The organism is Mesotoga sp. UBA5847 (genome assembly GCF_002432735.1).
GTDB lineage: Bacteria > Thermotogota > Thermotogae > Petrotogales > Kosmotogaceae > Mesotoga.
The window spans coordinates 1-10,518 of the sequence record NZ_DJGL01000033.1 but is presented as its reverse complement, the minus strand read 5'-3'; the positions used below and the strand labels follow the sequence as shown (position 1 = coordinate 10,518).

General features: G+C 44.6%; 10 protein-coding genes and 1 pseudogene. 4 read left to right on the top strand and 7 right to left on the bottom strand.

The genetic code is table 11. The features are described from left to right. Positions 1–187: pseudogene (locus B3K91_RS03590) on the top strand (hypothetical protein); the annotation flags it as partial. 177 nt (positions 188–364) lie between these two features. Here the strand turns inward: B3K91_RS03590 and B3K91_RS03585 are convergent. The 4 genes from B3K91_RS03585 to B3K91_RS03570 are packed head-to-tail and all read right to left on the bottom strand — an operon-like array spanning position 365 to position 4,703. Next, the gene (locus B3K91_RS03585) at positions 365–1,426 is read right to left on the bottom strand and encodes a GAF domain-containing protein (protein WP_214061537.1); all 1,062 of its coding nucleotides are present in this window, start codon (positions 1,424–1,426) and stop codon (positions 365–367) included. 35 nt (positions 1,427–1,461) lie between these two features. Further along, the gene (gene nagA, locus B3K91_RS03580; RefSeq protein WP_103134983.1) at positions 1,462–2,571 is read right to left on the bottom strand and encodes an N-acetylglucosamine-6-phosphate deacetylase; all 1,110 of its coding nucleotides are present in this window, start codon (positions 2,569–2,571) and stop codon (positions 1,462–1,464) included. Positions 2,572–2,601: 30 nt separating this feature from the next. Next, the gene (locus B3K91_RS03575) at positions 2,602–3,666 is read right to left on the bottom strand and encodes an SIS domain-containing protein (protein WP_292592784.1); all 1,065 of its coding nucleotides are present in this window, start codon (positions 3,664–3,666) and stop codon (positions 2,602–2,604) included. Positions 3,667–3,692: 26 nt separating this feature from the next. Next, positions 3,693–4,703 (bottom strand): LacI family DNA-binding transcriptional regulator, encoded by a 1,011-nt coding sequence (locus B3K91_RS03570; RefSeq protein WP_292589001.1) that lies wholly within the window; start codon positions 4,701–4,703, stop codon positions 3,693–3,695. Positions 4,704–4,964: 261 nt separating this feature from the next. On the opposite strand from B3K91_RS03570, the gene deoC reads away from it, so the two are divergent. Genes deoC through B3K91_RS03555 form a run of 3 tightly spaced genes read left to right on the top strand, consistent with a single transcriptional unit; the run spans position 4,965 to position 7,913 of the window. Next, entirely contained in the window at positions 4,965–5,663 is a 699-nt protein-coding gene (gene deoC / locus B3K91_RS03565) for a deoxyribose-phosphate aldolase (protein ID WP_214061534.1), read from the top strand. 28 nt (positions 5,664–5,691) lie between these two features. After that, the gene (locus tag B3K91_RS03560) at positions 5,692–6,360 is read left to right on the top strand and encodes a transaldolase family protein (protein WP_214061533.1); all 669 of its coding nucleotides are present in this window, start codon (positions 5,692–5,694) and stop codon (positions 6,358–6,360) included. A gap of 32 nt (positions 6,361–6,392) precedes the next feature. Continuing rightward, positions 6,393–7,913 (top strand): xylulokinase, encoded by a 1,521-nt coding sequence (locus B3K91_RS03555; RefSeq protein ID WP_292589004.1) that lies wholly within the window; start codon positions 6,393–6,395, stop codon positions 7,911–7,913. 628 nt (positions 7,914–8,541) lie between these two features. On the opposite strand, the gene B3K91_RS03550 is transcribed toward B3K91_RS03555, so the two are convergent. The 3 genes from B3K91_RS03550 to B3K91_RS03540 all read right to left on the bottom strand — a co-directional run bounded on the left by B3K91_RS03550 (position 8,542) and on the right by B3K91_RS03540 (position 10,457). Next, positions 8,542–9,312: a linear amide C-N hydrolase gene (locus tag B3K91_RS03550; protein ID WP_292594009.1), complete on the bottom strand. Its 771-nt coding sequence runs from the start codon at positions 9,310–9,312 to the stop codon at positions 8,542–8,544. Positions 9,313–9,389: 77 nt separating this feature from the next. Beyond that, positions 9,390–9,620, bottom strand: coding sequence for a hypothetical protein (locus tag B3K91_RS03545; protein ID WP_214061529.1), 231 nt, complete (start codon positions 9,618–9,620; stop codon positions 9,390–9,392). A gap of 297 nt (positions 9,621–9,917) precedes the next feature. Next, positions 9,918–10,457, bottom strand: a complete 540-nt coding sequence (locus B3K91_RS03540) for an HdeD family acid-resistance protein (protein ID WP_214061528.1) — start codon at positions 10,455–10,457, stop codon at positions 9,918–9,920. Positions 10,458–10,518 lie beyond the last annotated feature (61 nt).

The window sequence follows — 10,518 nt, the reverse complement described above, 5'->3', positions numbered from 1 at the left end:
TGAGCAGCGTTCAGCGGGTTCTCCGCTTTTAAGCGTTCAGCGGCCTCTCTCTGGACCGTTGACGGACAACGTGGTTTTCATCAGCGACCAGAGGATTTTTTCTCTTAAGTGCACAGCGGTTCTTATGCTTGCAACTTGGAACATGCAACTCGCAACTGCTCTTTCGAAGGACGGGTTCAAGCTCTGAGACGAAGGCCCAAGGACGGCTATGGCTTGAGCATTGCGGAATCTTGACCAATGACGAAGAACCTGAACGTGCAGCATCGGAACAAACAGCCTCTCCCTGAACAGCTTCTAACGCTCTTACCAAACCCTAGACCCCAGAACGGTTCTAAGAGACTAACATCAGGATGCCGATGAACGTTCACATGAATCTCGAGTACTCGATTACTCCCGATATTAGTCCAGCGAATACTTCAAGGAGCTCAATATCTGCTTTACTCCACTCAAACTGCCCGAAAAGCCTCTCAAGGCCAACAAAACCGATCAGCCTTTGCCTTGAATAGATCGGAATTACTACTAGCGAGACTATGCCCTGCCGAGCCAGAACGACGGCCTCTCTGTTTGCCTCTTCAGGGAGCTCATTAACTACGTAGGAAAGCACTTCGCCCTTCTGAAGCTCCTTCATCCACCAGGGAAACTCCTTGAAGGGCATCTTCTGAAGAAAAGGTTTTGCGCTTCTGACGCTTTCTTTGCACCATTCGTGGGTATTTCTAACCAGCTCGTTCCTGTAATCAAGAAGGAATACGTTAGACCTGTCGGCTGAAGTCAGCTCTCCGAGATGTTTGAGCGCCTTATCTATCGCATCATCTATGTTCTCGAACTCCTTCAGTGTTCCCGAAACCTCTGAGATCACGCGTTCGAAGTTTTTTCGCCATTGAAGTTCTGTTGCCATCTTTCTGAAGGCACTGGTATCTCTGGCCACGACCATCGTTACTATGCTTTCGTTTAGATCGAGCACCTTCATGCAAAGCTCCACCTGAAGCTTATCTCCACTTTTCATAGTAAGGAATGAATCGGTCGTAGACATCCCCTTAACCTGCAGATCGGCTCTGATCTTCCTCATCTCTGAATCAAGATCACCTGCTATCGTGTAAAAACTCATCTCTTGAAGCTCCTCATAAGAATATCCAAGCTTCTCGGCTGCACTATTATTGGCCTCAACAATTCTTCCCGGCCTGGAAGGATCGTCAAGACTTACGAGAAAGATCAGATCGTCTATCAGGCTTGAGAAGCCTTCATACTTAACCCTGAGAGACTTGTTCAGCGTGAAGCACTGATTACTTTCTGAAGCCCTTCCTCCGAGAAAAGGATCCTCAGAAACCGTTTCAACATGGATATTCCACCTGAGATTGGAAATCCTCTCGGAAAGAGTCTTGATCTCTGCTGTTCCATTGTCAATAATGTAGACTTTTATCGGTTTCACTGGATTCCCCCGAAATCAGGTAGAATGTACTCTACTCAGTATTTGAAAACAGTCCTCCCACCCAGAACAGTTTGCTTTACTTGAAGATCCTCGTTCAGCAGAACAAGATCTGCTTTGTAGCCTCTCGATAGTCTTCCTCTATCCTCTATCTTCAGAGAGCTCAAGGCGTTGAAAGACGATACTCTAGCGAGCTCTTTGAGGGAACAGTTTGTAAATGTTTTGAAATTCCTTACGGCTTCGCTGAAGACAAGAACGGCTGCGGCTATCGTACCGTCCTCGAGCCTTGGTCTTCCGTTCTTGAGTATAACCTTCTGTCCGCCGAGTTCATATTCCCCATCGGGCATAGCCGTGGCGTCAATCGTATCGGTAACTATCATGATCTTTGAAGCGCCTTTAATGTCGTAAACGAGCTTCACAAAGCCCGGCAAGGAGTGGATTCCATCCATAATCATCTCTACGGAGAAGGGAAGCGACAGCACAGCTCCCACACAGCCCAGATCCCTGTGGTGAAGAGTATTCATTCCGTTCGGAAAGTGCGTGATTCTATCGCAACCTTGATTATATGCTCTTTCCATGTCATCAAAAGATGCATCTGTGTGGCCTAGCGACACAGTAATATTTCGTTTTTGTATTAGATCTTGCGCCTGTGAAAAACGTTCCAGTTCTGGAGCTATAGTAATTAGCCTTACCGGCTCTATGAGGGTCTCTTCTATCTCCTCAAGATTTATCCTTCTTATAAGTTCTGGATTCTGTGCTCCCTTCCTTTTGAGACTTAAGTAGGGGCCTTCATAATGAACTCCCCCTACCGAAGTCTCCGGATTGTCGTCCAGATAGTCTTTAACCGTTCTGGCTGCGGAAAGGACAGCCGAAGGAGTCGAGGACATCGTGGTTGGAAGGAAGTAAGTCACTCCTTGAGAATAAAGAAACTCTTCCCACTTCCTGAGACCTTTCTCATTCATGGAAAGCGCGTCAACTCCCACAGAACCGTGCGTATGGGGATCGACGAATCCCGGCATAATTATCCCCTCGTACTCCATGGTTCCGGTAATCCGCTCCACTTCAGAGATCACGTTTCCTTCTATCTTTACTCTTCCAACAAACTCACCGTCTATTGGATCTACAACCAACACGTTCTCGAATCTCATTTATCCCACCTACTATCTCTGTTTTTTTTATCATGGCCAGGTTATCTGACTGCCAGTGGACATCTTTCCTCTTCCCATGAGAACTCTTTCATCGAGATCGAAGATGCCTCTGTAGTACGCAGAATAGACTGCAAACCACTGCAAGGGGATCATCAGAAGGAACGGGGCAAACAGCGGATCGAAGTCGCCATAATCCTTTGCGTCGAACCGAATAACCTCTGCGCCATTAGATTCTGCAATCTTTATAACTCTCTCACTCATGTCTCTCGATTCGTCAGTTCCAACAAGGAAGACCATTACAGGCTTATGGCCGTCTAGTATTTCGGCAGGGCCGTGTCTAAATTCGGAGGTTTCCATGAAAGAAGCGTTGATTCTCATGTTCTCCATGAATACCGTGAGTCCAAATTTGTAGCCTATCGCATAGGCCGCTCCACTTGCAAGAACATAGAAGAGATCGCAGTCCTGATACTTTCTTGCGAGTCGATAAGCCCTCGGTTCCTCTTCCTTGTAGATCCTGCCTAAAAGTTTTGGCATCATCGCTATCTGCTCCAACTGCTTTGATACGTCTTTTCCCTTTAGTCTCGCGATTTCGAGACTGAATATGAAAGCTCCCGCAAGAGGTAGAATGAATAGGCCATTCGAGTTGTACACGATTGCCTCGTCTGCTTCTCTTGCAAGTATGCTGTCTGGTTTACTTGTGAATGCAATCGTTGTAGCTCCCTTTTCATTGGCTAATCTCAGCGCGGCTGCCGTGTCTTCGGTATTCCCCGAAAAAGAAGCAAGTACCACAAGCGCCTCCTTATCAAGCCTTGCAGGGTTCTCCCAAATGAAGTCGTAGCTCTTGTAGTATTTCGAGGGCACATCAGTCATCTTGTTAAGGATATAATCCCCAGAGTAGAGGTTACACCAAGAATTGCCGCTTCCCACCCAGTAGATCTGCTTATAACCTTTATCTAAAGCAGTTTTTGCCAGCTCCTTAATCCTTCCGGCATCCTCTTCGAGAAAGGCAGAAAGGTCTTTCTCAAGAGATGGGGCTGTAAACAATATGCTCTGTTTCGCATCCGTCAAAAAATCATCCAGTGTCAATCCAAACACCTCCAAATATCTATCAAGAAGTTTAATCACTTTCTCGGTGCTGCACATGATTCCCTAATTACCAGCTTTGTAGGAAGTCTGGTAAGCTCCGTTTCGTTTCTCTGACCTCTTATACTCATCAGAATTCGTCTGGCAGACAGGTTCCCTATCTCTCTCGTATTCTGAGCGACCGAGGTTATTGGTGGGTTAGCCAGGTCAAACCAAACTATATCGTCAAAGCTCACAACGGACAAATCCTCTGGAACTCTTATTTCCATGTCCTTTGCAGCTAGAAGCAACCCCGCAACCATGTAGTTGTTTGTCGCAATAACTGCCGTCAGGTCCTTGTTGCGGCTTAAAAGCGACACACCGCTCTTGTAAGCGCCATCTACTCTGAACCCTCCGAGTTTTATCCAGGAAGGGTCTGGTTCTATTCCGTGCGCCTCAAGCGCTTTCTGATAACCCGCAATTCGATCGTAGTTGGTGCTGATATCGAGAGTATCCGACAGGAAGCCTATGTTTCGATGGCCAAGTTCCAGCAAGTATTTGGTCGCCTCAAAGCCACCACCAACGTCATCGCTGACTACCATGTCTACGTCTAGATCTTCAATAACCCTGTCAATGAGAACGATCGGGGTCTTTGCTTTGACCAACTCTCTCAGATGGTCGGAGTTAGTTCGTGAAACGGGAGCGAGAATCAATCCATCTACTTGCTTCTGAAAGAACTTATCTATAGAGGTTATTTCAACATCTAGTCTTTCATCTGTACTCGTAACAATCAGACTGTATCCTTCAGGTACTATTACATCGCTTATGGATCTTGCAATTGTAGAGAAAAAGGGATTCTGAATGTCACCTACAATCAATCCTATGTTCTTAGTCTCTCCAGTAACCATGCTTCTCGCAATGTAGTTCGGCTTGTACTTGAGTCTCTCGGCGACTGCTAAGACCTTCTCTTTTGCTTCTTTGCTGACATATCCGTACTTTCCCATTACTCTAGCCACCGTTGCCCGGGAAAGCCCTGTCTCTCTTGCTATATCGTCCAGCGTCGCTGCCATACTCAATCACCTTCCAAGAATACTCGCGGCAAATAAATACCGCGTTGTGATAACGGTATCATATGCTTTGATCTATTCTAGCTTATTCTCTTAAGTTATGTCAAGTTTACCAACATTGACTAAATTACCTCCTAAATTGACTGTTCGTTTTTTTGTGTTTTGTGGTTATAATGGTATTGTATGAATTAGTGAGAACGCTCTCATGATTGTTCTTTGGGTTTCCTGGAGCTTTTTGTTTGATTTGATCTTGGAGGTGCATCTTTGCAGACAATTAAAAGTTTTCAAAAAAGGTTTGACAGCACTCTTCTGAAGGCTGCCGCAACAAGGCGAGAGGCGGAGATTTTCATTGAAGAAAGTGTTGCTTGCGATTTCAGAGCGGTTGTAGTTCCCTGGTATTTGATGGACAAAGTAGTAGCCAGCGTTCGGGGTAAAGATATCTCGGCGGCTTGTGGATCGGGCTTCCCTTTCGGATTTGATTCAACCGAAACCAAGGCTTATATGATAAATGAAGCTCTGGCACTAGGTCCTGAAGTCAGGGATATTGACATAACGGCAAACATATCGGCAATGAAGTCGGGTGACTGGAATTACTTTGAAGAGGAGATCTCATATCTTTCAGGACTGCTTAAGGGTATTACCTGTAAAGTGATCATTGAAGTCTCTTATCTCGAAAGTAAAGAGATAGAGAAGGCTTGTTCTATACTCCTTAATCTGCCGCACGTTGATTTTGTGAAGACAGGAACTGGATATGGCTCCAGAGCAACCACAGTCGATGACGTCAAGACAATCAAGAGCGTTGTTGGAGACAAGAAGGGAATAAAGGTATCCGGCGGAGTGAAGACCCTATCTCAGGTAGAGGATTTCGTCGCTGCTGGAGCGGATATCTTTGGTTCAAGCAGCGCCATAGAGATCTACAAGGAATTTGTCGACAAGTACCCAGGGCGGACCGATCTGCCATGAAAGAGCAAAGAATCAAATGGAGGTATCTATGAGACTGTTTATTGATGACGGAAACGTAGAAGCTATAAGTGAATTGTTCGATCTAGGATTCTTCTCCGGAATCAGCACTAATCCGAGTATTTTGAAGAGAACTGGAAGGAGGCCTCTTGAAGTCATTCAGGAGATGTTGAAGAGATTCTCTGGCTCTCTCTTCGTTCAGTGTGCCTCAAGAAACTACGACGAAGTGATAAGAGAAGGAAAGGAGCTCTTCAAACTCGATCCCAAAAGGATAATACTCAAGATTCCCTTCTCCAGAACGGGCATTAGAGTTCTAAGAGAATTCAAGCAGCTGAAGATCCCTGCCCTGATTACTGGTGTTTTCTCGGTGCCGCAGGTACTAATGTCAGCCGAAGCAGGTGCCGATTACGTTGCCCCATACGCAAACAGAATAGAGAACCTAGGGATTGACCTCTCGGTTGTGGAGAGTATGCAAAAGGTTATTACAAACGGAGATTATGAGACTAAGCTCATCGCAGCAAGCTTCAAGACCCTAACTCAAATCTCTAAAATGGCTGAACTCCCAATATACGGTATGTCGCTTCCCGTAACTATGTACGGTGAGTTCTTTGCACACAGCGGAACACTGAAGGCCATTGATAATTTTGATGCAGACTGGGATTCAATAAAAGACCGTGAATGGGTTCCATTTAAGTCCTGAGTTCTATTTGCGGCCGAAAGAGAGGTTTTATCTTGAAGTATATAATGGCTCACGACCTTGGAACGACAGGCGATAAGGCAACTCTATTCAGTGAGACTGGAAACCTTGTGGCTTCGTCCTTTTTCGGCTATGAGACTTTCTATCCCGGCCCAGGAATGGTTGAACAAGATGCCGAAGTGTGGTGGACTTCCTTCTGCCGGGCTACTTCAGATCTTGTCAGTAAATCCGGAATTTGCGCAGAAGATCTCTCGGCCGTAAGTATAAGCGGTCAGATGATGGCGGTTGTACCTGTAGACAAATCCGGTGGATTGCTCAGGAGAGCAATAATCTGGGCAGATTCAAGAAGTTCTGAGCAAGTGAAAGCTCTTCTCTCGACTTTCTCAGAGAGTGAGATCTACAGAATAACCGGTTCAAGGCTCTCTCCAACTTATCAGGGACTGAAAATCGCCTGGCTGAGAATGAACGAGCCGGATGTATATGAAGGTACATACAAGTTTCTTCAAGCAAAGGATTACATAAACCTGCGCCTCACCGGCAAATTCGCAACTGATTTTTCTGATGCGGTTATGACGTCTCTATTTGATATCTCGAAACTCTCGTGGTCTCCCGAGATGATCTCAGCCCTCAAAGTCGACAATTCGAAATTACCCGAGGCTCTCCCCTCAATTACCGATCTTGGGAAGATTAAGTCTGATGTGGCCAGAGATCTTGGTCTCTCTGAATCCTGTAGAGTGATTCTGGGGGCTGGAGATGGCTGCAGTGCAGCTGTAGGGGCAGGTGCTGTTGAAGTCGGCGATACTTATCTCTATCTCGGATCTTCATCGTGGATCTCAACGATAACGAAAGAACCCTTACTGGATAGGCAAATGCGGGTTTTCACCGGAGCCCATGCGATCGAAGGACATTACTTCCCCTCGGGAACCATGCAAGCCGGTGGCAGCTCGTACAGCTGGATTAAAGACATGCTGTATGGGGATAACTTCCTGTATCGGAACGAACAAGACGTTTACAGCTATCTGGACAGAGTGCTGCTCGATTCTCCAAGTCACGGCGAACCGATCATCTATCTTCCATATCTGCTGGGTGAGAGAAGCCCAATCTGGGACTCCAATGCCAGGGGAACATTTATTGGTTTGTCTGCCTCTCACAAGAAGCTAGATATGGTCCGGGCCGTTATCGAGGGCGTTTCAATGAATCTCAAATGGATTCTCGATACCCTGGAGGAGTCTCTGCCAATCACCAGTATCAGGGTAATCGGCGGAGGAATAAAGAGCAATATATGGAAGAAAGTTCTAGCAAACGTTCTTGGAAAGACACTGACCGTTCCGGAAAACGTAGATGAAGCAACCTCAATCGGAGCAGCGATAATTGCCGGTGTTGGTTCGGGTCTTTTCAATTTCTCGGCGGTTCGCAGATTCATTGAAGACGTGGATAGGATTGAACCGGTCCGGGATGAGCAAGAGCGCTACCTGAAACTGTACAGCCTCTTCAAAGAGTCGTACTGTTCCCTCAGGAAGACTTATGAAGGGCTTGCCGGAATCAGAAGGGGCTAAGCTCACTTAACGGGAGTTGTCCAGAACAGGGCGCCGCAGCCAAAGTCCAGCTACATCCGCGGCGCCCTGTTTATTCTTTGTAGCTTTTAGAAACAGACTTCCCTTTCTTCACAAATTTGAGAAATCAATTTCCTAATCTACCAGCTTTTTGAACACACGATGTTCAAAACTACCGACTTTTCGACGAAACAATTCTCAAGTCGGCCTCTCTCGGGGGTTCAAAACTGCATTTTTTAGAGGTCAGTTCCGACAATGATTTGTGCATTTTCTATTCACTCACTAAAACTTTTGAACATCTGCTATCTTCCTCTATTCCATTCAAAAACCTTGCGATTCTTCTCTTTGCGCTAAAACAAACGGTTACAGACGTTGAATTATGAACAAATTTGTATTTCTTTCCCGGAGTGGTCTCTGGGACTTTTCTACACACTTCGTTCAAAGCCGGAAAGTTATGAACATGCAGTCAATTCCACCACAGCAAAGCGTTCCAAGGGTTTTCAACGAGTTTTGAACATACCTAATTATTATTATTTATAAAGATATATAGGATGGAAATAAAAGCAAATTACTCTCCTCATGGGACACAAAGAACACAAAGCAACTCCTAATTCTTGCTTATGCAACCATTTCAGAATGAGAATAAATCACAGACATTAATAGCCGAAAACGGCTTATCAAAATCTATAGATTCATGCTTAATGCCATAAGAGAAGTCAACTCTATTCAAATCGACAACAAATAGCGAGGCACAATCATAGGTTCTGAAATAAAGTTTAAGATTCTTATTGCCTTTTATCGTAACCCATTGAGTACTTTCAAAGGATTCCGTACTACTTTCTTCCCTTTTCGAAACTCCTGCGGGAATATCTACTGTGTTTACGAGATGAAGGGCAAGCATTACTCCCTCCTCTTCTGTCTCAACTGAATTAGAAAACTCTCTTAAGAAACTTATCCTAACAAATCTAGAAGGAGGGGTTACGTCTCCCGGAATTCCAACATAACCACTGCCAAAACCAATTCCCTTATACGTTATTCCGTTTATCTCTGTTTCTTTCATATAAGGGCTTAGATTCACATAATTCCTCAAATTAGACAGGTGCCACGGAAGTTCAGGAGAATTTGTCAGAACTCCATTTGGATTTTCGTAAACAATCACCTCACCATCAGTAAATTCAAGAACCATACTTCCGCCGGAGCTGTCCTGTAAAGACAAATGAAGAGGAGGTACTTCCTGGAGCAATTCATTCACTTCTCCCCACATGGTTAACTCGCTGAGAGCTCTCTTCAAAGAATCAAGATTGTCGAAATTCACAAGAATCCACGCCGGAAGATCGAACAACTCTATTACCTTCGAAGGATCTGAAGAGGGGACATCCTCTTTATACTCAGTTTCTGGCAATCAAAGGGCACTCAAAGACAAACCCTTCTCATTAATTCTATCTGCAATAGCTGTCGAAAGACCAAAGGCATTCAAACTCACAAATCCATATTTACTTTCCCAGGATATTGCTTCAAAGCAGTCTGACATATGACTGCTGAAACTGTCGCCTCTGTTGAAAAAACAACTTTAGAATCAAGAACATGCGAAAACTCCATGCTTCTGCCTGAAATAACCAGTCCATTGTTCTTTTCAGACGAAAGAAGGAATTCGGTACATCCTACGAAACGGAAAACCAACACAACAATAACTAATGTCAGTTTTCTCACTCGTTTACCTCCTCTGGCGGTTGAATTGAAGGCTACAAAATGAATTCTAAAGCAAGCTCTTCCGATAAGCAAACTGTTCAGACATTTTCAAACAGCAGATGCAGAGAATTTCATTTTGATTCAAGCAGTAAGAGACATTTCCGGAGCCAAACGTAATCATTATGTACCCATACTTTTCTCAGAAATAGAATTATAGACAGTAACAGATAAATAAGAATGGGAATGGGGTTTGCAGCCCACTCCCGTCTAGCTTTATAGACTACTTATGTGGACGAACAAAAGGAATAAATACAGACTCTATTTTTCTGACTCCTTGCCGATAAATGCCAACACTATGTGGTTCGTACCGAAAACCAGCAGAGTAATTCCGATCATTATCGCAACAGAAAGACCTGCAATTAAAGGATGCAGGACAAGAATTACACCGCCAATTAGAACGAACACGTTTAATGCTATACTTAAAAAGTAAATTCCCTTTCCGGCAGGTTTTAGCCCTTCGGCGTTTATAAGATTGTTGATAGCATCGACTATAAACCATATAGCAATAATAAAAGCAAATACATTCGCTGCAAAGAGAGGCCTAAAAAGGAATATGATTCCGGTAATAGCCAACAATATCCCGAGTATCAAGGCAAAAAACACCTTTGCACCGGTTCTGTCCTCCAACTTAAAGAATGCAACTATCAACATGATCCCTCTTACAAGAACTACTATACCAAGCATAATTGCAAGGGTTAAGAATGTCGACAGAGGATGACTCAAAGAGAAGACTCCACCAATAACAAGAACGAAACCTACGAGAAGAGAAATCCAGTCAAATTTCTTTGCTTCTGCCATACCATCGCCACCTTTCCCCATTCGTAAGAGAATGGTCCTATTGTCTTGAGTTTATCACTTA

Excerpts from the sequence above, each read along its gene's own strand:
- nagA (WP_103134983.1), bottom strand. The coding sequence starts at position 2,571 with ATGAGATTCGAGAACGTGTTGGTTGTAGATCCAATAGACGGTGAGTTT.
- B3K91_RS03570 (WP_292589001.1), bottom strand. The coding sequence starts at position 4,703 with ATGGCAGCGACGCTGGACGATATAGCAAGAGAGACAGGGCTTTCCCGG.
- B3K91_RS03560 (WP_214061533.1), top strand. The coding sequence starts at position 5,692 with ATGAGACTGTTTATTGATGACGGAAACGTAGAAGCTATAAGTGAATTG.
- B3K91_RS03540 (WP_214061528.1), bottom strand. The coding sequence starts at position 10,457 with ATGGCAGAAGCAAAGAAATTTGACTGGATTTCTCTTCTCGTAGGTTTC.